General features: G+C 68.6%; 18 protein-coding genes. 8 read left to right on the top strand and 10 right to left on the bottom strand.

Annotated features, from left to right (window positions below; genetic code table 11):
* Window positions 1-49: 49 nt before the first annotated feature.
* The 4 genes from def to AC06FE_RS14940 all read left to right on the top strand — a co-directional run bounded on the left by def (window position 50) and on the right by AC06FE_RS14940 (window position 4,686).
* Window positions 50-565 carry a peptide deformylase gene (def, locus tag AC06FE_RS14955; protein WP_132865861.1) on the top strand — a complete coding sequence of 172 codons (516 nt, stop codon included), beginning with the start codon at window positions 50-52 and terminating at the stop codon, window positions 563-565.
* Window positions 566-678: 113 nt separating this feature from the next.
* On the top strand, window positions 679-1,602 hold the full coding sequence (gene fmt / locus AC06FE_RS14950; protein WP_478073489.1) for a methionyl-tRNA formyltransferase: 924 nt from the start codon (window positions 679-681) through the stop codon (window positions 1,600-1,602).
* A 4-nt stretch (window positions 1,603-1,606) separates the two neighbouring features.
* On the top strand, window positions 1,607-2,950 hold the full coding sequence (gene rsmB, locus AC06FE_RS14945; RefSeq protein ID WP_478073488.1) for a 16S rRNA (cytosine(967)-C(5))-methyltransferase RsmB: 1,344 nt from the start codon (window positions 1,607-1,609) through the stop codon (window positions 2,948-2,950).
* 20 nt (window positions 2,951-2,970) lie between these two features.
* A complete protein-coding gene (locus AC06FE_RS14940) occupies window positions 2,971-4,686 on the top strand; it encodes an ArnT family glycosyltransferase (RefSeq protein WP_478073487.1) in 1,716 nt (571 codons plus the stop codon).
* Here the strand turns inward: AC06FE_RS14940 and AC06FE_RS14935 are convergent.
* The 6 genes from AC06FE_RS14935 to AC06FE_RS14910 form a co-directional block, all read right to left on the bottom strand.
* Window positions 4,659-5,780 (bottom strand): glycosyltransferase family 4 protein, encoded by a 1,122-nt coding sequence (locus tag AC06FE_RS14935; protein ID WP_478073486.1) that lies wholly within the window; start codon window positions 5,778-5,780, stop codon window positions 4,659-4,661. The genes AC06FE_RS14940 and AC06FE_RS14935 overlap by 28 nt on opposite strands.
* A 21-nt stretch (window positions 5,781-5,801) precedes the next feature.
* Window positions 5,802-6,641, bottom strand: coding sequence for a glycosyltransferase family 2 protein (locus AC06FE_RS14930; RefSeq protein ID WP_192287826.1), 840 nt, complete (start codon window positions 6,639-6,641; stop codon window positions 5,802-5,804).
* Window positions 6,638-7,861, bottom strand: a complete 1,224-nt coding sequence (locus AC06FE_RS14925; protein ID WP_478073485.1) for an O-antigen ligase family protein — start codon at window positions 7,859-7,861, stop codon at window positions 6,638-6,640. The genes AC06FE_RS14930 and AC06FE_RS14925 overlap by 4 nt, the downstream gene beginning before the upstream one ends.
* Window positions 7,862-8,041: 180 nt before the next feature.
* Window positions 8,042-8,950: a glycosyltransferase family 2 protein gene (locus AC06FE_RS14920; protein ID WP_192287824.1), complete on the bottom strand. Its 909-nt coding sequence runs from the start codon at window positions 8,948-8,950 to the stop codon at window positions 8,042-8,044.
* Window positions 8,947-9,894, bottom strand: coding sequence for a UDP-glucuronic acid decarboxylase family protein (locus AC06FE_RS14915; protein WP_132865853.1), 948 nt, complete (start codon window positions 9,892-9,894; stop codon window positions 8,947-8,949). Before AC06FE_RS14915 ends, AC06FE_RS14920 begins: the two co-directional genes overlap by 4 nt.
* A gap of 158 nt (window positions 9,895-10,052) precedes the next feature.
* On the bottom strand, window positions 10,053-10,868 hold the full coding sequence (locus AC06FE_RS14910) for a glycosyltransferase family 2 protein (protein ID WP_446539834.1): 816 nt from the start codon (window positions 10,866-10,868) through the stop codon (window positions 10,053-10,055).
* 102 nt (window positions 10,869-10,970) lie between these two features.
* Between AC06FE_RS14910 and AC06FE_RS14905 the strand changes: the two genes are divergently transcribed.
* Window positions 10,971-12,002: a CDP-glycerol glycerophosphotransferase family protein gene (locus AC06FE_RS14905; protein WP_478073484.1), complete on the top strand. Its 1,032-nt coding sequence runs from the start codon at window positions 10,971-10,973 to the stop codon at window positions 12,000-12,002.
* A gap of 48 nt (window positions 12,003-12,050) precedes the next feature.
* Here the strand turns inward: AC06FE_RS14905 and AC06FE_RS14900 are convergent, their stop codons facing one another.
* The 4 genes from AC06FE_RS14900 to AC06FE_RS14885 form a co-directional block, all read right to left on the bottom strand.
* A complete protein-coding gene (locus AC06FE_RS14900) occupies window positions 12,051-13,550 on the bottom strand; it encodes a PH domain-containing protein (RefSeq protein WP_478073483.1) in 1,500 nt (499 codons plus the stop codon).
* On the bottom strand, window positions 13,547-14,059 hold the full coding sequence (locus tag AC06FE_RS14895; RefSeq protein ID WP_478073482.1) for a PH domain-containing protein: 513 nt from the start codon (window positions 14,057-14,059) through the stop codon (window positions 13,547-13,549). The genes AC06FE_RS14900 and AC06FE_RS14895 overlap by 4 nt, the downstream gene beginning before the upstream one ends.
* A gap of 226 nt (window positions 14,060-14,285) precedes the next feature.
* Window positions 14,286-15,410 (bottom strand): GTP cyclohydrolase II RibA, encoded by a 1,125-nt coding sequence (ribA, locus tag AC06FE_RS14890; RefSeq protein ID WP_478073481.1) that lies wholly within the window; start codon window positions 15,408-15,410, stop codon window positions 14,286-14,288.
* Between the two features lie 72 nt (window positions 15,411-15,482).
* The gene (locus AC06FE_RS14885; RefSeq protein WP_478073480.1) at window positions 15,483-16,403 is read right to left on the bottom strand and encodes a lauroyl acyltransferase; all 921 of its coding nucleotides are present in this window, start codon (window positions 16,401-16,403) and stop codon (window positions 15,483-15,485) included.
* Window positions 16,404-16,465: 62 nt separating this feature from the next.
* Here AC06FE_RS14885 and dtd point away from each other — a divergent pair, with 62 nt between their 5' ends.
* From dtd to AC06FE_RS14870, 3 genes are all read left to right on the top strand, one after another.
* Window positions 16,466-16,906, top strand: coding sequence for a D-aminoacyl-tRNA deacylase (gene dtd, locus AC06FE_RS14880; protein WP_132865847.1), 441 nt, complete (start codon window positions 16,466-16,468; stop codon window positions 16,904-16,906).
* Window positions 16,907-16,996: 90 nt separating this feature from the next.
* Window positions 16,997-18,850, top strand: a complete 1,854-nt coding sequence (rpoD, locus tag AC06FE_RS14875) for an RNA polymerase sigma factor RpoD (protein WP_192287818.1) — start codon at window positions 16,997-16,999, stop codon at window positions 18,848-18,850.
* Between the two features lie 657 nt (window positions 18,851-19,507).
* On the top strand, window positions 19,508-20,770 hold the full coding sequence (locus AC06FE_RS14870; RefSeq protein WP_192287817.1) for an OmpP1/FadL family transporter: 1,263 nt from the start codon (window positions 19,508-19,510) through the stop codon (window positions 20,768-20,770).
* The last annotated feature ends 10 nt before the right edge of the window (window positions 20,771-20,780 follow it).

Below are 20,780 nucleotides of genomic sequence, written 5' to 3'. Positions count from 1 at the left end.
TTGGGACATCTTGCCGGATTGCGCGGCATTCCTTTTTCGGTGACCCCCCATGGCCCTCCTGCCCATTCTCGAATTTCCTGATCCGCGGCTGCGGACCAAGGCGGCTCTGATCGAGGCCGCCGAGGTGACCACGCCGGTCTTCCAGCAGCTGCTCGACGACATGTTCCAGACCATGTACGAAGCCCCCGGCATCGGGCTGGCGGCCAGCCAGGTGGACGTGCACAAGCGCTTCATGGTCATCGACGTGAGCGAGGAGCGGAACGCGCCGATGGTGTTCATCAACCCGCAGATCGTCAGCGCCAGCGACGGTGGCCGGGTCTACCAGGAAGGCTGCCTGTCGGTGCCGGGCATCTACGCCGACGTGACCCGCGCCGACGAGATCGTCGTGCGCTTCCTCGACCGCGAGGGCAAGCCGCAGGAGCTGGCCGCCGATGGCCTGCTGGCCACCTGCATCCAGCACGAGATGGACCACCTGGACGGCAAGCTGTTCATCGACTACCTCTCGCCGCTCAAGCGCGAGATGGTGCGCAAGAAGCTGGCCAAGCAGCGCAAGCACGTTGCCTGAGTTGAACGGCGGTCCGGCATGCCCGGGTCGCCCCCAGCGGGTGCCGTGACCGGCCCCCGCATCGCACGGCGCCGCCCTTCGGCGCCGTCGTCCTTTCCGGGAGTTGCCACGCCATGAGAATCGTTTTTGCCGGTACGCCGGAGTTCGCCGTCGCCTCGCTGGGGGCCGCCGCGCGCCACCATGAAGTGGTCGCGGTCTACACCCAGCCCGATCGCCCGGCCGGGCGTGGTCGCGGGTTGATGCCGTCGCCGGTCAAGCTCGACGCCATTGCCCGCGGCATCCCGGTGTTCCAGCCGGAAACGCTGAAGACCCCCGAGACCCAGGCGCAGCTGCGCGCGCTGCAGCCGGACCTGATGATCGTGGTGGCCTACGGGCTGATCCTGCCCAAGGCCGTGCTGGCCATCCCGACCCATGGCTGCTGGAACGTGCACGCCTCGCTGCTGCCGCGCTGGCGCGGTGCCGCGCCGATCCAGCGTGCGATCGAGGCCGGGGATGCCGAAACCGGGGTCTGCCTGATGCAGATGGAGGCCGGCCTGGATACCGGCCCGGTGCTGCTGCACCAGGCCACCGCGATCAGCGACAGCGATACCGGCGGCCAGTTGCATGACCGCCTGGCGCAGTTGGGTGCGCAGGTACTGTCCGATGGGCTGGGCCTGCTGCGCGCCGGCATCAAGCCGATCCCGCGCCCGCAGCCGGACGCCGGCGTCACCTACGCGCACAAGCTGGACAAGGCGCAGGCGCGGCTGGACTGGAGCCAGGACGCCGCCGCGCTGGCGCGTCGCGTGCGGGCGTTCAATCCGTGGCCGGTCGCCGAGGCGAGCCTGGCCGGGGAGCGCGTGCGCATCCATGGAGCGGTGGCGCTCGAGGACAACCGTGGCAAGGCCCCGGGCACGGTGATCGCGGCCAGCCGCGAAGGCATCGACATCGCCTGTGGCCAGGGTGCATTGCGCCTGCGCGTGGTCCAGCGTGAGGGCGGCAAGGCGATCACCGCCGCCGACTACCTCAACGCCCGTCGTGACCTGCTGGTCGAGGGGTGAGGCGATGACGGCTGTGTCTTCCGCGCCGGCCAGCAAGGGCGCCGCGCGCCAGCCCGGCGTGCAGACCCGCGTGCAGGCGGCCAGGGTGTTGGCCGCGGTGCTGGTCCGGGGTCGTTCGCTCAAGGCCGAGTTGTCCACGGCGTTGCCGAAGCTGGACGACAGCCGCGACCGTGCCCTGCTGGAGGCGATCTGCTTTGCCGCATTGCGCCGCCGTTTCGCTTACGAGCGTGCACTCGGGCAATGGCTGCAGAAGCCGCTGGGCCCGCGTGAAGCGGACCTGCGTGGGTTGCTGGTGGCCGGCTTCGCGCAGCTCGATGCGCTGCAGCTGCCCGCCCACGCTGCGTTGTCGGCGACGGTGGATGCCGCGCGCGCGCTGGGCCGCGAGCGCCAGGCCGGGTTGGTCAACGCGGTGTTGCGCCGCGCGCAGCGCGAGGGCTTCGGCACCGCGCGCGCCGAGGATGCGTGGCCGCAATGGTTGTTGCAGCAGGTCCGCGCGGATTGGCCGGCACATGTCGAGCAGATCCTCACCCATAGCCTGCAGCCGGCACCGTTGTGGCTGCGGGTGAACCGCCAGCAGCACAGCCGCGATGCCTATCTGGCGGTGCTGCAGGACGCCGGCATCGACGCACTGGCCGAGCCGGCCGCCGCCGATGCGATCCGTCTGCCGGTGGCCGTGCCGGTGGCGAGCCTGCCGGGCTTCGCGCAGGGCGCGGTGTCGGTGCAGGACCTGTCCGCGCAGCAGGTGGCCGATGGCCTGTCGCCCGCCGTGGGGGCACGCGTGGTCGATGCCTGCGCCGCACCGGGCGGCAAGTCGGCGCACCTGCTCGAACGCGATCCGTCGCTGCAACTGCTGGCGCTGGACGTGGATGCACGGCGCCTGCAGCGCATCCGCGAGACCTTCAACCGCACCGGCGTGGGCGCGGCGGCACAGGTCCAGGCGGTGGATGCGGCCGATGTCCCGGCCTGGTGGGATGGCACGCCGTTCGATGCGGTGCTGCTGGATGCCCCGTGCTCGGCCACTGGCATCATCCGTCGCCAACCCGACGTGCTGCTGCATCGTCGCGCCGAGGACATCACCGCGCTGGTTGCGTTGCAGGCACGCCTGCTCGATGCGCTGTGGAAGGTGCTGCGCCCCGGTGGCGTGCTGCTGTACGCCACCTGTTCGATCCTGCGCCGCGAGAACAGCCAGCAGGTCGCCGCGTTCCTGGCGCGCACGCCGGATGCACGCCTGGAAGCACTGCCCGACACGTTCGGCCATGACGATGGCGGTGGCCGCCAGCGCCTGCCGGGGGAGCAGGGGGGCGATGGTTTCTTCCAGGCCCGGATCGTGAAGTTGGCCGTCATCTAGGCTGGCTATCATCCGGCGCCATGAGGGACGATCTGGCGCGCAGGGAATTCTGGTTGCTGGCGATCACCGCCGTGCTGGTGCTCGCCGCCGGCCTCGGCCTGCGGGATCCGTGGCCATCGGACGAACCGCGTTTCGCGCTGGTTGCCCGGCAGATGGTGGAGAGCGGCCAGTGGCTGTTCCCCCATCGCGGCATCGAGTTGTATGGCGACAAGCCGCCGATGCTGATGTGGTTGCAGGGCGGCTTCTACCTGCTGCTGCGCGATTGGCGCGTGGCCTTCCTGCTGCCTTCGTTGCTGGCGGCGCTGGGCACGCTGGCCTGCGTCCATGACCTGGGCCGGCGCCTGTGGACCCGGCGGGTCGGCCTGTATGCGGCCTGGTTGCTGCTGTTCACGCTGCAGTTCACCTTCCAGGCACGCAAGGCGCAGATCGATGCGCTGCTGCTGTTGTTCATCACCCTGGCCAACTACGGCCTGCTGCGGCACCTGCTGCGTGGGCCGGACTGGCGTTGGTGGACGATCGGCTGGTTCGCCGCCGGACTGGGCGTGATCACCAAGGGCGTGGGCATGCTGGCGCTGGCGATGCTGGTGCCGGCGGTGCTCTGCGTGGCGATGGGCTGGCGTCGGCCGATGCTGCATGTGGCCAATCCGCGCTTTTGGCTGGGACCGCTGGCCTTCGTCGTGGCCCTGTCGTTGTGGTTGGGGCCGCTGCTGGCCGCGGTGATGGGCAGTGCTGACCCCGGGCGGCATGCCTACCTGCACGAAATCCTGTTCCGCCAGACCGCCGGTCGCTACACCGCGTCCTGGGACCACCACAATCCACCGTGGTACCACCTCGGGGTGATGCTGACGCTGTGGATGCCGGCCATGCTCGCCTTGCCCTGGGCGCTGCCGGCCTGGTGGCGCCGGCTGCGGCGACATGACCCGCGTTACCTGTTGCTGCTGGGCTGGTGGTTGCTGGTGGTGGTGTTCTTCTCCATTCCCAGCGGCAAGCGTGACGTCTACATCCTGCCGGCGTTGCCGGTGTTCTGCCTGGCATTGGCGCCGTTGTTGCCCGGCTTGTTGCGCAAGGCCGGCGTGCGTGCGCTGGTGCTGCTGTTCACCGCGACGTTGACGCTGGTGCTGCTGGTGGCCGGTGCCGGCGTGTTGCTGGGCGAGGGCAGCGAGCGCGTGCAGGGTTTGCTGGAGCGCCGTGAGTTGTCGGTGGCGGCGGCGCGGACGATCGGTGCCGCGGTGCTGGTGATGGGATTCTGGGGAGCCGTGGCGCTGTGGCGGTGGGGCCGACGCTGGCCGGCGCAGGTGCTGGCTTCGCTGCTCGCGCTGGTGTGGGTGCTGCAGGGATTGGTGGTCAACCCGCTGATCACCGACTCCAGCTCCGGACGTGGGCTGATGCGTGAGGTCGGGCGGCGCCTCGGGCCCGATGTCGAGCTGGGGCTGGTTGCCTGGAAGGAACAGAACCTGCTGATGGCCGACCGGCCGGTGGCCAACTTCGGTTTCCTGCGGCCGTGGCCGGAGCAGCTGCGGGCCGGCGTGGCCTGGCAGCAGTCCGCGCCGTCGCACCGCTGGCTGCTGGTGCAGGACGAGGCCGCACTGGCCTGCATCGACCGCGGCCGCAGCCAGCACGTCGGCAGCCTGAGTGGCCGGGGGTGGTGGCTGGTGCCGGCCACGGCGGTGCGTGGGCCGTGCCGGAGCGAGGCCGAGCGCGCGGCGCCTCAGCCGGCGGAGAGCAGTTCCCGGTAGATCGCTTCGGTGGCAGTGACGAAGCGTTCCAGCCCGAACTCGGCGGCGGCATGTGCCCGTGCCGCGGCACCCATGCGCAGCAGGTGCGAGCGGTCTTCCAGCATCGTGCGCAGGGTGGCGGCCATGGCCGCGTGACCATGGACGGGGACCACCCAGCCGTCTTCGCCGGGATGGATGTTCTCCGCCAGGCCGGCATAGTCGGTGACCATCACCGGCTTGCCCATGGCCATCATCTCGCGGCAGGCGAAGGAGATGGTTTCCACGTCATGGGAAAGCACGAAGCCGGCATCGAAGGTGGCGATCACCGGCCGCACGTCGGCGAGCAGGCCGGGGAAATGGAACTGCGCCTGCAGCCCGGCGGCGTCGATGACCGCTTGCTGGGCGGCGGAAGGGGGATGCCCGGCCAGGACCACATGGATGTGTTCGCGTTCTGCCGCCGGCAGCAACTGCAGCGCGGCGACCAGGTCGGTCCAGCCCTTGTAGCCGGCGGTGCCGGCGTTGCTGCCGACCAGCAGCGCATCGTCGGCGATTCCTAGCGCGCGTCGCTGCGCGGCGGCTGCATCCTGTGGCCAGGGCTGGAAGTGGACGGTGTCCACGCCGTTGTAGACGGTCTGCGGATGGCACACGCGGTACGGCGTGGATTCCAGTTGCCGGCGCACGTATTCGCACACCGCGATGACCTTGTCGGTATGCCAGCGTGCGCGCCAGACGTGCTGCGGTCCGCGCATGGGCTTGGTGTTGTGCTTGGTCAGCACCACGCGCGGGCGCGGGCTGATGCCGCGCAGGGCGGCCAGGGTGATGCGGTGGTCGGCCGAGCCGTTGACATGGACGACGTCGAAGCGGTGCCGGCGCAGGTAACCGCGCAGTTGCCGCACCGCGTGCAGCCGCTGGCGGATGCGGCGCAGGCCATTGGGGAACGGCTGCGCCAGCACGCGCACGCCGGGCAGGGCACTGGCCTGGGCCAGCAGCGTGCTGCCGCCCGGTGCGGCCACGTGCACCTCGTGCCGGGCGGCAAGCGCGCCGGCCAATTCGCGGGTATAGGTGGTGTGGCCACCGCCGCTGCCGCTGTGGAAGTTGGTGAAGAGCAATTTCATGGGGGGGGGGTGGAAGGGCGGTCAGCCGATCCGGGGGTCCGGCGGTGCAGCGGAGTGGGTGTCGATGCCCTGCGTGCAGCGGGTGAGCTTCTGCGTACGCGTGGCATGGAACAGGCGGTTGTTCGGCAACGTCATGTCATCCACGTCCGGGGGCGCCCGTGAGTTATGCCACAAATGGACGGCCAGCGCCGCCCACTTCAGGCCACGTCGGCGCAGCCCGGTGTTCTCCAGGCGGGCCGCCAGCTCGCGGTCCTCGGCGCCATAGCCTTCCATGCGCTCGTCAAAACCGTTGACCTGCAGCAGGTCTGCGCGCCAGAAACTCATGTTGCAGCTCATGACCCGGCCGCCGTTGCGGGCACGCGCCTTCCAGCGCGCCAGCAACGGCTGGCGGAAGGCATACAGGCGACGGGTGCCATCGAACTCGTGGAAGTCGGCGTCCATCCACGGCGCGAACGTCGGCCGGCCCCCCGCCAGCAATCGTTCGGTTTCAGCAGCACTGGCCTTCAGGCGTCCGCCCTGCAGGAAGAAGCCGGGTTCGGCGAAGGCCGCGTGGTCGGCGATGAAATCACGGTGCAGCAGCATGTCGCCGTCGAGCAGGACCACGTAGTCGCCCTGGCTGGCGGCGATGCCCAGGTTGCGGCAGCGTGCCGCACGAAAGCCCTGGTCCTGCTGCCAGATGTGCCGCAGTGGCACCGGCAGCCGTTCCTGCCAACGCCGCACGACGTCGGCCGTGGCCGCGCCGGAACCGTCATCGGCGATGAGCACCTCGTCCGGCATCCGGCGCTGGCCGGCGACGCTTTCCAGCACGCGGTCCAGCGCTTCGGGCCAGTTGTAGGTGAGGATCACCAGCGAGATTTTCATGCAGGCCCGGACGGTTTGGACCCGGAAGATGGTAACGACAGGCTCAGTGCCAGGGGTAGCCAGAGAATCAGCCAACCGGGTCGCGGGCTGTCGATCAGGTGGGGCAGGTCGAATTGCACCATGACCGTGGCGAACAGCCACAGGCCCAGCACGACCCGGCCGGTGGCAACGTCACGCCGTTGCCAGGCACGCCAGCCCAGGCCCAGCCAGACCGCCGACCACAGCAGCACGCCGGGGATGCCCAGTTCGACGGCCAACTGGGTGAACAGGTTGTGGGTGTGGACCTGGTACTGCCCGTTGCCACCGATCACCGGCAGCGTGAAGTCGGCGCCCAGGCCGAGGCCGAGCCACGGATGCTGCTGGAACAGTTCCATGGCATGGGCGAACAGCTGTGGCCGCAGTGACAGGCCGCGTTCGGCCAGTTCCGGGTAGGCCGGGATGGCGATGCCCAACCCCACGGCGATCAGCAGCAGCAGCCGCTGCAGCGCACGGTCCCGGTGCCGGACGACCAGCAGCACGAACAGGCTGAAGGCCAGCGCGAGCATCGCGCTGCGCGAGAAGGTGAGGATCAGCGCGGTCGCCATGACGCCCATGGCCAGCCATTTCAGCAGGCGGCGATTGCGCGTCTCCCAGCGCCATGGCCACAGCCACAGGATGCCGGCGGCCATCGCGGCGCCGAACAGGTTGGCGTTGGCCATCACCCCGAACCCAACCAGGCGGTTGTCGACCGTGGGCTTGATCGCGAAGTGCACCATCGCCGCGACCGCGGACACCGCCAGGATGCCGGCGCCGAAGGCCAGCAGGGCGCGCTGGCGTACCACGTCGCGGCCGACCGCCAGGGTGCAGCCGAACAGGAACAGGCACACCGTCAGCAGGCGCAGGAACTCATCGTGCGGACGCTTCGCATTGCTCCACGACAGGCTCAGCAGGGCCCAGGCGAACAGCAACAGCAGCACGGGCATCAACGGGCGCCGCGCGAAATCCAGGAAGCGGCCCGGGCGGGCGATGGCGATGATCAAGGCCGGCAGGTACAGCGTCAGGGCGGCCAGGTACTGGAATGGCTTGCCCGGATTGAACGACGGCCCGGCCGGCAGGAAGCTCATGCCGGCGATCACCACCAGCAGCCCCACGAACAGCAGGTTGCGCCAGCGCGGTGCAGTTGGCTCCCCGGGGGAGGGCAGGTCGACGGTGGAGAGTGGCGGTTTCAGGTCGGGCGTCATGTGCAAACGGTGGTGGGCGGGGCGTGCGCCGCAATCCCCGGTCCGCAAGGGATTCGATGCCGCAGGGCCGTCACCTCGGGGCGCTGGGGCGGGCGGAGGGGACGCAAAGGGTAAGGGAAGCCAAGCGGGTCTTTGATGAACGCCCCGAACGAGCGTTCAGCCTCATTCCCGCAGTCCGGTTCAGCCCTTGCCGCGCTTGCGGCTGCGGACGATGCTCAGGATCCGCTCCAGGCGTTTCCACCAGGGCAGCCGGGCGCGCCAGCACAGGTCGATGTAGCGCCGTGCCTCGGCCCAGTCGGGGTCTGGCTTGGTGCGGTACTCCAGCTTGGCCAGCTCCAGGCAGGAGTCGTCCAGGCCGGCGGCGCGGGCGTAGTGGTGGATCAGGCCGCGCGACTGCAGCAGGCCGTGGAAGACGGTGTTGCGGTCCTGCTTGGCCCACCAGCCGTTGTCACCATGGATGCGATAGCCGACCTGCCCGGTGGGCAGGAAGTACTTGCGGGCGCCGAACAGGCTGGCGCCGAACACCAGGCAGTTGTCGGCCGACAGGCGCCAGCTGGCACTGACCTGCGCCGGCAGGTCCATGCACTGCCGCGCATAGCGGGTGCGCAGCGACAACGCCGAGGTCGGCGCGCCGTACCAGTAGGTGAGCGCGTAGGTGCTGATCGCGGTGTAGCCCAGGTCCAGCGCGCGCCCGGCGAAGCCGATGCGGCCGTTCTCGTTGCCGAACAGCGCGATGTCGGAGAACACGAAGCCGACGTCCTTGCGCTGGTCGTAGACCGCGCCGATCTGCTCCAGGTAGGTGGGCTCCCAGCGATCGTCGGCGTCGAGGAAGCAGATCACGTCCGCGTCGGCGGCGGCCACGCCGCGCTGGAACGCCGCCAGCTGCCCGCCGTTCTGGCCGAACAGCAGGGTGATCGCCGGATGCGCGCCGTAGCGCTCCTGCAGCAGCGCCTGCGAGCCATCGCTGGAACCATCGTCCACGACCAGGATCTGTGCGGCCGGACGGGTCTGGGCGAGCACGCCTTCGATGGCCTCGACCACGAAGCGCGCATAGTTGTAGTTGGTGATGACGACCGCCAAGCGGGTCATGCCCGGTCCTCGGCCAGCAGGGTGCGGAAGTAGGCGATGGTTTCCTTCAGGCCGTCTTCCAGCGCGACCTTGGGCTCCCAGCCCAGCTTCTCGCGGGCCAGCGTGATGTCCGGCTGGCGCTGGCGCGGATCGTCCGAAGGCAGCGGCTGGAACACCAGCTGCGAGCGGCCGCCGACCAGCTGCAGCACCTTCTCGGCCAGTTCGAGCATGGTGAACTCGCCGGGGTTGCCGATGTTGATCGGGCCGGTGAAGCCGGCCTCGGTGTCCATCATCCGGGTCATGGCCTCGAGCAGGTCATCGACGTAGCAGAAGCTGCGCGTCTGCTGGCCATCGCCGTAGATGGTGATGTCCTGGCCGCGCAGCGCCTGCACGATGAAGTTGCTGACCACGCGCCCGTCATTGGGGTGCATGCGCGGGCCGTAGGTGTTGAAGATGCGCACCACCTTGATGTCCAGCGCGTGCTGGCGGTGGTAGTCGAAGAACAGCGTCTCGGCGCAGCGCTTGCCCTCGTCGTAGCAGCTGCGGATGCCGATCGGGTTGACCCGGCCCCAGTAGCCTTCCTGCTGCGGGTGCACTTCCGGGTCGCCGTAGACCTCGCTGGTGGAGGCCTGCAGGATGCGCGCGTTCACGCGTTTGGCCAGGCCGAGCATGTTGATCGCCCCGTGCACGCTGGTCTTGGTGGTCTGCACCGGGTCGTGCTGGTAATGCACCGGCGAGGCCGGGCAGGCCAGGTTGAAGATGCGGTCCACCTCCACGTACAGCGGGAAGGTGACGTCATGGCGCATCAGTTCGAAGGACGGGTGGCCGATCAGGTGCGCGATGTTGCGCTTGCTGCCGGTGAAATAGTTGTCCACGCACAGGACGTCGTGGCCGTCCCGGATCAGTCGGTCGCACAGGTGCGAGCCCAGGAAGCCGGCGCCGCCGGTGACCAGAATTCTTTGCATGGAACGATCCCAGAGAGGAAAAAGACAGGCCCCGCCACGGGAGCAGGGCCGGCGCATCATTTTGTCACGGTTGCATCCGGTCGAGCCGCCGTACGCGGCAGGAAACGCGGCCGTTCATCCCTGGGAAAACGTTTCCGGCGCGCGTGACAGGAAGCGGTTCAACGGCTGGCGGGGGGCGTCTGCACCGGTTGGCCGTTCTGCAGCAGCCACAGCATGATGGTCTTCTGGCGGACGTAGTTGGCGCTGACGAAGGCCTCGATCAGCCCCGGCCAGCCGTCCAGGAAACCCCGCTTGAACACGAAGCTGCGGAAGAAGCGCCAGGCGGGGGAAATGATCAGCTTGCCCAGGCTGGCACGCTTGCCGCGGCTGAATTCGTGTTCGGCCATCATCCGCGCGTACTTCTGCTTCTTGTCCAGCAACTGCAGGAAGCTGCGGTAGGGGTGGTGCAGCAGGTCGCCCTTGAGCAGGGTGACGGGGCCGTCGACCGAGACCGCCTCGTGGATCTCGCGGTCGCCGCGCCAGCCGCCGTGGCGGCGGTCGAACAGGCGCAGCACGCGGTCCGGGTAAGCGGTGCCGTGGCGCAGGAAACGGCCGAAGTACTCCGAGCAGCGCGCGAAGCGGTAACCGGGGCCACGCGGGAACCCTGCATCGCGTTCGGCCTCGATGGCCGCGCGCAGGGCCGGGTCGACGCGTTCGTCGGCATCCAGGCACAGCACCCAGTCATGCCGGGCCTGGTTGACGCAGAAGTCCTTCTGGCTCCGGAAGCCGTCGAAGGCGCGTTGCAGCACCCGTGCCCCGGCCGCTTCGGCCACCGCCACGGTGGCGTCGGTGGAGAACGAATCCACCACCACGATCTCGTCGCAGAACGCCAGCGAGGCCAGGCAATCGCCGATCCGGTCCGCCTCGTTGAAGGCGATGACGCAGGCCGACACGCGGGGGCGGCTGCTCGGGGAGCTGGACGAGGGCTGGGGCATGCAGGGGTACGCGGTGGGAGCCGGGGCCAAAGCCTAGCAGCGACGCTGCCGGCTGGCGATGCGATAATCCGCGCCAGATCCCGGAGATTCAGGAGTTTCCACGTGCCACGCCACTATCTGCTGTACGGCTCGGAGCGCTACGCGCTGGCCATCCTCCGGCCGGTCCAGGCGGCGATCCGGGCACGCGGGGATGAGGCAGCGTGGTTCTTCGATGGTCCCGGGGCCGAGGACCTGGCCGAGGACGAAACCCTGTTGACGGTGGCGCAGGTACGCGCCTGGAACCCGTACGCGGTGATCACCTCGTCCAATGCCGTGCCGCACTTCTTCCCCGGCGTGAAGGTCGAGACCTTCCACGGGTTCGACGCCGGCAAGCCGCGCCACATCTACATCCGTGGCTTCTTCGACCTGTACTGCACCACCGGCCCGCGCGACACCGCCGCGTTCTCGGCGCTGGCCAAGGAGCAGGGGCACTTCTCGGTGGTGGAGACCGGTTTCCCGAAGATCGACCCGTTCATGAGCCAGCTGCGCGACGCGCCCGACCCGGTGCGCGCGCCGCCGGTGATCCTGTACCACTCCACGTTCTCGCCCTCATGGAGTGCGGCGGGCATCCTGCACGATGAGATCAAGCGTCTCTCGCAGAGCGGTGAGTGGCGCTGGATCGTCACCTTCCACCCGAAGATGGACCCGGAAGTGGTGGCCAAGTACCGCGCGCTGGAAGGCCCATACCTGCGCTTCGCCGACGACGACAACATCCTAGACCTGTTCCCGCAGGTGGACATGATGTGCTCGGACACCTCCTCGGCGCTCAACGAGTTCCTGCTGACCTACAAGCCGGTGGTCACGTTCAAGAACCGCCGCCCGGGCCCGCAGCTGATCGACATCGACGACCCGGCGCAGTTCGAAGGGGCGATCCGTACCGCGCTGTCGCGCCCGCCGGCGCTGATGGCCGCGGTGCGCGACTTCGCCGACCAGTTGCACCCGTACCGGGATGGCAAGTCCAGTGACCGCATCCTGGATGCGATCGATGCGTTCGTCGCCAAGGGCGCGCGCAACCGCAAGCCCAAGCCGATGAACCTGTGGCGCAAGTTCAAGCTGCGCAAGCGCATCGGTTACTGGGGACCGGCGCGGACCTGACGGCCCGCCATGCCCTTCTCCCGGCTGGGGGAGGGGCGTCGTTCACTCTCACCAGCGCAGCCGGCGCCGCGCCATCTCCTGGCCAAGCTGCGCCATCAGCTCCTGCGCGCGCTGTTCCTCCAGGAAACGCAGCTGCAGCGGTGGTGCGCCGAACGCGCCGGCGGTGTCCAGGGTCAGCGTCGCGGTGCCGAAACGGCGGTCCAGCGGCGAGCGGTCCAGCCGCAGCGCCTGCAGCTTGTCCAGCTCGGCCACCCGCCACCAGCGGTTCCACCAGCCGCCGCGCACGGTCACGCGCTGGGCATCGATGCTGTAGCCCATGCGCGTGACCTGGCGACGGGCCTTGAACGCCGACCATGGCAGCCATAGCAACGGCAACAATCCCCACGGGCCGGTTTCGTGGGTCAACACGGCGGCCAGCGCGCCGCTTGCCAGCAGCGCCGGCAGGCACAGGCGCCACCAGCCGCGGGTGGAGACGGCCTGCCATTGCAGCGGCGGCCATTGCAGCTGCGGGAGCATGTGCTGCAGCAGGCCGTCGCAGGTGGCCGGCGTGGCCAGCGGCGCCAGTTCCTTCAGGGCACGGCCGTCCTTGTCCTCGTTGCCGCCACCGCTGGCGATGTCCACGCGCAGCTGGCGGCGCCCGAACAGGCGATGCAGCGCACCTTCGCGCAGCGTCCAGGCCTGGATGCGCCGGCGCGCCACGCTGCTGCGCACGCGGGTGAGCAGCCCGCGTTCGACGGTGAGGCGGCGGTCGGCTTCGGTCAGGCGGAAGCCGTGGTACTGCATGAAGGCCAGGCCGATCGACAGCAGCCACATCAACAGCAGCAGGGTCAGCAGCCCGGCCACGGCGCTGATCGCCATCGCGGTGCTGCTGAAATGCAGCTGGCTGGCATAGCCCAGGGCCTGGCGCCCCTGCTGCTCGATGAAGTCGGCCGCCATCTCACGCGGGAACATCTGGTACAGGGCGCCCACCGCCGCGGCGACCACGACCAGCGCCTTGTTCGACACCAGCCCCAGCCGCACCAGTTCCATGGGTGGCAGGGCCAGCAACAGGTCGGCTTCCGGCCCCGGCGTATCGGTGGCGACCGGTGCGTGGCCGCGCTGGCGGATCAGGCGTTCCAGTTCCAGCGCCTGGTCGAGCCTGAGCACGCGCATCTCGGCTTCGGGCTTGTCGCCGGCGGCCGATTCCAGCCGCAGTTCGGCCACGCCGAACAGGCGGTGCAGCAGGTTCTGGTGCACGGCGACGTTGTGGATGCGGGCGAACGGGATCTCGCGGCGGGTGCGTTCGAACACGCCGCTGCGGATGACCAGCGTGTCGGCGCCGATGCGGTAGCGGTAGGTCAGGTACTGCAGCACCGAGCTGGCCACCAGCGCGGCGATCACCACCAGCGGGATCAGCTGGAACCACCACGCTTCATCGCCACGCCGGCCACCGAAGATCAGTACCGCGACCAGCGGCAGCAGCATCTGCTGGATCTGGCGCAGCAGCACGAACAACCACGACCAGGGGTGCAGCCGGCGTTCGGCGTTGTCGGCGGAAGGCAGGTTCACAGGGCGTCGTCGTGGTCGAGCTGGCGCGCCAGGCGGTCACGCAGGCGTTCGGCATCGGCCAGGGCGAGCCCGACGATGGCGACGGTGTTCATGCGCGTGCCGGCGGTGTGCACGGTCAGCGTCGCCAACCCCGCCATGCGCTGCAGGGGGCCGCGGCCCAGGTCCAGGTGCTGCACGCGCGAGATGGGCACATGGCTTTCGCTCTGCCACAGGTGGCCGCGGTGTACGCCCAGTGCCTGCTCATCCAGCCGCCAGAACGTCAGCCGGTGCCGCCGCCAGCCGAACCAGGCGCCCCACGCCAGCCCGACCAGCAGGCCGGCGCAACCGGCGAGCAGCCAGTGCGCGTAATGGAAGGCCAACGGCACGATGCCGGCGGCCAGCGTCAGTGGGATGGCCATGCCGATGGCGCTGCCGACAGCGGCGAACACCGCGCCACGCCGGGGCAATGGCTGCCACTGTGCTTCGGGGGCGGGAAGGGGGGCTTCGGGGAGCGCGGGCGGTTCGGTCATGCGCTGACTGTAGCGGGTTGGATGGAGGCTGAGGCAAGTGTCCCGGCCCGGGCAGGAGCGACCCCTCCCCAGCCCTCCCCTCCGCCTTCGGCGCAAGGGAGGGGGCAAAGGCCAAGGCAACAGCCAAGGCAACAACGCAAACTGCATGATCGGCCCCCTCCCATGCGCAGCAGGGGAGGGCTGGGGAGGGGCTTTGCGCGAACTTCCCCGCAGCCTCAGTCGTGCATCACTGCGCGGCCATGATCAGCGCATCGACATCCAGATGGTGGCCGGCACGGGCGGCCTTGGTGCGCAGGTACTGCTCGTTCTCGGCGGTGATCTCGCCGGTCACCGGCACGCAACCGCTGACTTCGATGCCGGCGTTGCGCAGGTGCTGCACCTTGGTGGGGTTGTTGGTCAGCAGTTGGATGCGCTGCACGCCCAATGCGCGCAGCATCGCCACCGCGCTGCCATAGCGGCGCTCGTCGGCACCGAAGCCGAGCTGGGCGTCGGCGTCGATGGTGTCCAGCCCTTCGTGCTGGTAGCCATAGGCGCGCATCTTGGCGGCGATGCCGGTGCCACGGCCTTCCTGGTCCAGGTACAGCAGGATGCCGCCGCCCAGCTCCTTGAGCGTGCGCAGGCCGCGCCGCAGCTGGTCGCCGCAGTCGCACTTGAGCGAACCGAACAGGTCGCCGGTCAGGCACGAGGAATGCACGCGCACCGGCACCGCGCCCTGCAGGTCCGGCGTGCCGACGATCACCGCGACCTGGTCGCGCTGCGCCACGCCGCCACGGAACACCGCGAACTCGCTCATGCCCACGTCGCGCAACGGCACCGGCGAGCGGGTGACCAGTTCGTAGTCCTGGCCGGCCTGGCGGGCACCGTCACGCAGGGCTTCCACGCTCAGGTGCAGGCAGGGGTCGAACGCGCTTGGCCCCGACGCCAGTTCCACCGAGATCATGGCCGGCAGCAGCAGGCCGAGCCGGGCCACTTCCACCGCCGCGGCGTCCAGGTCATTGCCCAGTGGTTGCGCGCCTTCGGCCGTGGGGGCATCGCGCAGGTAGGCCAGTGCCGGCAGCTCGGCGAAATCGCGGCCGGCCAGCGGCAGGCGGATGCCATCGCTGGCGGTGATGCCCAGCGTCTGCGCGCGCGGGGCGGTCAGGAACAGGTAGTGCTGCTGGTCGCTGGCCTGGCCGAAGGCGGCCAGGCTGCGCGGGGAGCTGCTGTCCAGGGCGAGGGTGGCCAGCCGACGTTGCCCGTCGACGATCACCACCGGCCGACCGGCACGCAGCTCGGCGGCGGCGCGCTCGCAGTGGATGGCGGCGGTTTCGCCGAACGGGCCGGCGCTGGGGGAGGGGGACTGGACGCTCATCGGGACCTTATGGGGACCGCCGCTCGTTGATTCAATCGACGGGACAGGTGACGCAGTGTTGCAGGGCCGGTGTCAGTGCGGGTGCCTGGCGGTGGCGTAGGGGTCAGTTTCGCCGCTGCCCGGTGGCCGCAGCGTGTAGCGCTTGTAGGTCCACTGGTACTGCGACGGATCGCGCCGGGCGATGCGCTCGATGCCTGCGCTCAGGGTGGCCACCGCGGTGGGCAGGTCCGCATCGGCGATGGCCGGCTCGGCCGGCTCCACGTGCAGGGCAAACTCCAGGTCCGGGCCGATGCGCTCGCACCAGGCGTACAGCAGGGTGGCGCCGGTGCGCTCGGCCAGGCGGTTGACCAGGGTCATGGTCAGCGCCTGCACGCCGAAGAACGGCACGAACTCGCCATCGCCATTCTTGGGCTGCTGGTCGGGCAGGATGCCGGTGGCACCGCCGTCCTTGAGCACCTTGAACAGCTGCCGCACCGCCGGCCCCTCGGCACGCACCTGGCGCACGTTGTCACCGCCGCGGCACAGCTGCAGGAACTCATCGCCGACCGGGTTTTCCGGCGGGGCGTAGACGATGGCGATCGGGCCACGTTCGGCCAGCCACTGGTTCAGCAGCTCCCAGTTGCCGTAGTGCGGGGCGATCACGATCACGCCCTTGCCCGAGGCCAGCGCGGCGTCGTACAGGGCCTGGCCGTTGCGCTGCTTCAGGTGCCGGGCCAGGTTGTCGGCCGGGTCGTGGGTCCACAGGTACAGCGTTTCCAGCGCCTGGCGGGCGGTGGTGCGCAGGATCTGGCGATGCAGCCGGCGACGCTGGTCGGCCCCCAGTTCGGGATAGGCCAGCTCCAGGTTGCGGCGGGTGACCCGGCTTTCACGGGCGTCGATCCAGCCCCACAGCCAGGCCACGGTGTCGGCCAGCGTCCGCTGCCAGGACCAGGGCAGGTGGGTCAGGACGGTGGCGAGGCGGTGGTAGAGCTTGGCGGTGGCTTGCGGTTTCATCCGTGCAAGTCTAGCGGCTGAGGCCCGGTGCTATGGTGGGCGATTGCCCCATTGGACCGACCATGCTCTCCCTGATCCAGCGTGTTACCCAGGCCTCGGTCACCGTCGATGACGCCGTGGTGGGGCAGATCGGCCCCGGTCTGCTGGCCCTGGTGGGAGTGGAGCCGGGGGACGACGAGGCGGCGCTCTCGCGGATGGCTGATCGCCTGCTCGGTTACCGGGTGTTCGCCGACGATGCCGGCAAGATGAACCGCTCCTTGCGGGACATCGGCGGTGGCTTGTTGCTGGTCAGCCAGTTCACCCTGGCCGCGGACACCCGTTCAGGCATGCGCCCGAGCTTCACCAGCGCCGCACCGCCGGCCGAGGCTGAACGGCTTTTCAATCGATTGGTGGCGATCTGCCGTGAAAAGCACGCCGCAGGGGTGGAAACCGGGCGCTTCGGTGCCCATATGGTTGTCAGCCTGGTGAATGACGGTCCCGTCACTTTCCTGCTCAGACCCTGACGCCCCGGAACCACCGCCGGCAAGCGTTACGCTGCGCTGGTATAATGCTAGGTTCCCTATATTCCAACCCGCCGGTGGCGCGAGCACTACATGGCCAACGAACGTCCTGCCCAGCAAAACGACATCAAGCTTCTGATCAGCAAGGGCCTGGAACAGGGCTACCTGACCTACGCCGAAGTCAATGATCACCTGCCCGACGACATGGTCGACCCGGAGCAGATTGAAGACATCATCGGCCTGATCACCGGCATGGGCATTGATGTCCATGAGGTTGCGCCCGATGCCGACACGCTGATGCTCAGCGATGGCAACACCGGCAACCGCGAAGTCGATGATACCGCCGCCGAAGAAGCCGCGGCCGCGCTGACCGCGCTGGACACCGAAGGTGGTCGCACCACCGACCCGGTGCGCATGTACATGCGTGAGATGGGTACGGTCGAGCTGCTGACCCGCGAAGGCGAAATCGCCATCGCCAAGCGCATCGAGGAAGGCCTGGGCCAGGTGCAGGCTGCACTGGGCACCTTCCCGCTGGCCGTGGAATCGGTGCTGGCCGACTACGAAGCGCACAAGGAAGGCAAGAAGCGCCTGGCCGAAGTGATCGTCGGCTTCAACGACCTGGTCGAGGAAGAACCGGCCCCGGCCGCCGCCGCCGACGGCGACAGCAGCGACGACGCCGATTCGGAAGCCGACGAGGACGATGACGACGTCAGCAGCGACGAGGATACCGGCCCGACCGGCCCGGATCCGGTCGAAGTCGCCCGTCGCATGGACCTGCTGGCCGCGGACCTGGCCAAGTTCAAGAAGGCGCATGCCAAGGGCGATACCAAGGCCCAGACCAAGCTGCGCGACGAGCTGGCCGCTACCTTCATCACCTTGAAGCTGCCGCTGCCGCTGACCGACGTGCTGACCAAGCTGCTGCGCGACACCATGGGCCAGGTCAAGGCCCAGGAGCGCCGCGTGCTGCACCTGGCCACGATCACCGCGCGCATGCCGCGCAAGGACTTCATCCGTTCCTGGGAAGGCAACCAGACCAACCTGGAATGGGTCGAGGACGCGATCAAGCGCAAGCAGAAGTGGTCCTCGGCGCTGCGTGACGTCAAGGATCAGATCGTGGCCGAGCAGCAGGCCACCATCGACCTGGAAAAGAGCGCCCAGCTGTCGCTGGACGAGCTCAAGGAAATCAGCCGCGTGATGGCCTATGGCGAAGCCAAGGCGCGCAAGGCCAAGAAGGAGATGGTCGAGGCCAACCTGCGCCTGGTGATCTCCATCGCCAAGAAGTACACCAACCGTGGCCTGCAGTTCCTGGACCTGATCCAGGAAGGCAACATCGGCCTGATGAAGGCCGTGGACAAGTTCGAGTACCGCCGCGGTTACAAGTTCTCGACCTACGCCACCTGGTGGATCCGCCAGGCGATCACCCGCTCGATCGCCGACCAGGCGCGCACCATCCGTATCCCGGTGCACATGATCGAGACGATCAACAAGCTCAACCGCATTTCCCGCCAGATGCTCCAGCAGTACGGCCGCGAGGCCACGCCGGAGGAGCTGGCCAAGGAAATGGACATGCCGGAAGACAAGATCCGCAAGGTGATGAAGATCGCCAAGGAGCCGATCTCGATGGAAACCCCGATCGGCGACGACGAGGATTCGCATCTGGGCGACTTCATCGAGGACACCAACGTGGAGTCCCCGATCGAGAACACCACCAACATCAACCTGTCCGAAACCGTGCGTGACGTGCTGGCCGGCCTCACCCCGAGGGAAGCCAAGGTGCTGCGCATGCGCTTCGGCATCGACATGAACACCGACCACACGCTGGAAGAAGTGGGCAAGCAGTTCGACGTCACCCGCGAGCGCATCCGCCAGATCGAAGCCAAGGCGCTGCGCAAGCTGCGTCACCCGAGCCGCTCCGAGCAGCTGCGCAGCTTCCTCGATATCGATTGATCGATAGCGACGGCAGCAAAAAAAAACCCCGCCCAGGCGGGGTTTTTTGTTGCCCGCGACGGCCGCCATCGGTAGGGATGCCGTCCGGGCCTGCCCGGCATGGGAAGTGCAATCGCAGACGGGGAGGCCAGTTCCGGCAGGCGCCGCATGAAGCGTACAGCGGCCACATGCCGTACCCGATAACCAACGGGCACACTTAAGCGCCCCGGCATTCCCGATGCCCGCTGGAAATCCGCCGTATGCACCCGCATCGCCAGCGATGATGCGCCTTTGCGGGTGTCATGCCAGGCAAGGACAGGTTGCCCGGCAACATTCCAGCCCCTGCTGCGGCAACGCACCGTTTCGCCGTATCGAGAATGCGCGGTGGACCCGCAGCGCGCAGGTGGCAGGCGCCTTCCAGACGTCGTTGCATTCGGAGCGAAATCGCCTGAATCACCGGAAAAACCAGGGCGGAATGCGTAGGGACGCAGCGCTGCGCGCCGTTCCGGAACATCCGCGGTTGCAACACACAGTGCTGCTTCATCCCGTCGAAGCCGGCACATGAGTGCTTGGAATATTCAAACAATCAGGCAGCGGGGGAGGCACGGGGTCGGCGGGTTTAGCGTCGGTGGCAAGCGACGCCATCGGGCGTCGTGCCACCTGTCCCCCGAGGTCCTCATGAACGTCCATGCTCCCGCTCCGCTTCGTCTCACCGCAGGCATCGTGGCGTTGCTTGCCCCGGCATTCGCATCGGCGACCAATGGCTATTTCACCCATGGCAACAGCGTCAAATCCAACGGCATTGCCGGTATTGGCATCGCCCTTCCGCAGGATGGCCTGGCGGCGGCTGCCAATCCCGCCGGCACCGCGTTGGTCGGCAACCGACTGGATGTGGGCGCGACCTGGTTCGTGCCCCGGCGCAGTGCGGACATCGTGGGCAATGCCATCGCGCCGGATACGCACTACGACGGCAACGGGCGCAGGAATTTCGTGTTGCCCGAGGTGGGCTACACGCACGCAGTGGGCGAGCGCTCTGCATGGGGCATCGCCCTGTATGGCAACGGCGGCATGAACACCGATTACGGCCAGAACCCCTATGCGCGCTTTGGCGGTACCGGCAGGGCCGGTGTGAACCTGGAGCAGCTCTTCCTGACGCCCTCGCTTGCGTTGAAGCTCAACCCGCACCACGCCATCGGCATCGGCGTGAACCTGCTGTACCAGCGCTTCGAGGCCAAGGGCATCGGCTTTTTCGACGGCTTCTCGCAGACACCCGGCAAGGTCAGCAACCGCGGTACCGACACGTCGACCGGTGCCGGCGTGCGCGTGGGGTGGAACGGACAGTTCGGCGACAGCGTCACCGTGGGCGCGACGTGGTCCTCGAAGATCAGCGCCAGTGCCTTCGACCGCTACAAGGGCCTGTTCGCCGACCATGGCAGCTTCGACGTCCCGGAGAACTACGGCATCGGCATTGCCGTGCGCGCCAGTGGCCGCGCCACCCTCGCCGCCGAAGTGCAGCGCATCAACTACAGCGACGTGCGCGCCGTGGGGCAGCCGCTGGCACCGCTGTTGCAGGGCGAGCCGCTGGGCGCACCAAACGGGCCGGGATTCGGCTGGAAGGACGTCACCGTCTACAAGTTGGGCGTGCAGTACGTGCTCACCCCGCAGCTCACCGTGCGTGGCGGCTTCAGCCATGCCGGGCAGCCGGTGCCCGAGGCGCAGACCTTCTTCAACATCCTCGCGCCGGCGGTGGTCGAGAACCACGTGACGCTGGGGGCGACCTGGACCACGCGCGACGGCAACGAGTTCAGTGCCTACCTTGCACGCGCGCTGTCGCGGCAGGTGCACGGCCGTGGCGCGATACCGGCCAGCTTCGGCGGCGGCGAAGCCGACCTGAAGCTGGCCGAAAACCTGCTGGGCGTTGCCTACGCCTGGAAGTTCTGAGGGCCTGGAG

The sequence above is a fragment of the Stenotrophomonas sp. Steno-C18 genome (genome assembly GCF_056393195.1).
This window is presented reverse-complemented; position numbering and strand designations above follow the sequence as displayed.

What these genes read in the sequence shown, in the direction of transcription:
- def (WP_132865861.1), top strand. Translation starts at nt 50, where the DNA reads ATGGCCCTCCTGCCCATTCTCGAATTTCCTGATCCGCGGCTGCGGACC.
- fmt (WP_478073489.1), top strand. Translation starts at nt 679, where the DNA reads ATGAGAATCGTTTTTGCCGGTACGCCGGAGTTCGCCGTCGCCTCGCTG.
- rsmB (WP_478073488.1), top strand. Translation starts at nt 1,607, where the DNA reads ATGACGGCTGTGTCTTCCGCGCCGGCCAGCAAGGGCGCCGCGCGCCAG.
- AC06FE_RS14940 (WP_478073487.1), top strand. Translation starts at nt 2,971, where the DNA reads ATGAGGGACGATCTGGCGCGCAGGGAATTCTGGTTGCTGGCGATCACC.
- AC06FE_RS14935 (WP_478073486.1), bottom strand. Translation starts at nt 5,780, where the DNA reads ATGAAATTGCTCTTCACCAACTTCCACAGCGGCAGCGGCGGTGGCCAC.
- AC06FE_RS14930 (WP_192287826.1), bottom strand. Translation starts at nt 6,641, where the DNA reads ATGAAAATCTCGCTGGTGATCCTCACCTACAACTGGCCCGAAGCGCTG.
- AC06FE_RS14925 (WP_478073485.1), bottom strand. Translation starts at nt 7,861, where the DNA reads ATGACGCCCGACCTGAAACCGCCACTCTCCACCGTCGACCTGCCCTCC.
- AC06FE_RS14920 (WP_192287824.1), bottom strand. Translation starts at nt 8,950, where the DNA reads ATGACCCGCTTGGCGGTCGTCATCACCAACTACAACTATGCGCGCTTC.
- AC06FE_RS14915 (WP_132865853.1), bottom strand. Translation starts at nt 9,894, where the DNA reads ATGCAAAGAATTCTGGTCACCGGCGGCGCCGGCTTCCTGGGCTCGCAC.
- AC06FE_RS14910 (WP_446539834.1), bottom strand. Translation starts at nt 10,868, where the DNA reads ATGCCCCAGCCCTCGTCCAGCTCCCCGAGCAGCCGCCCCCGCGTGTCG.
- AC06FE_RS14895 (WP_478073482.1), bottom strand. Translation starts at nt 14,059, where the DNA reads ATGACCGAACCGCCCGCGCTCCCCGAAGCCCCCCTTCCCGCCCCCGAA.
- ribA (WP_478073481.1), bottom strand. Translation starts at nt 15,410, where the DNA reads ATGAGCGTCCAGTCCCCCTCCCCCAGCGCCGGCCCGTTCGGCGAAACC.
- AC06FE_RS14885 (WP_478073480.1), bottom strand. Translation starts at nt 16,403, where the DNA reads ATGAAACCGCAAGCCACCGCCAAGCTCTACCACCGCCTCGCCACCGTC.
- dtd (WP_132865847.1), top strand. Translation starts at nt 16,466, where the DNA reads ATGCTCTCCCTGATCCAGCGTGTTACCCAGGCCTCGGTCACCGTCGAT.
- rpoD (WP_192287818.1), top strand. Translation starts at nt 16,997, where the DNA reads ATGGCCAACGAACGTCCTGCCCAGCAAAACGACATCAAGCTTCTGATC.
- AC06FE_RS14870 (WP_192287817.1), top strand. Translation starts at nt 19,508, where the DNA reads ATGAACGTCCATGCTCCCGCTCCGCTTCGTCTCACCGCAGGCATCGTG.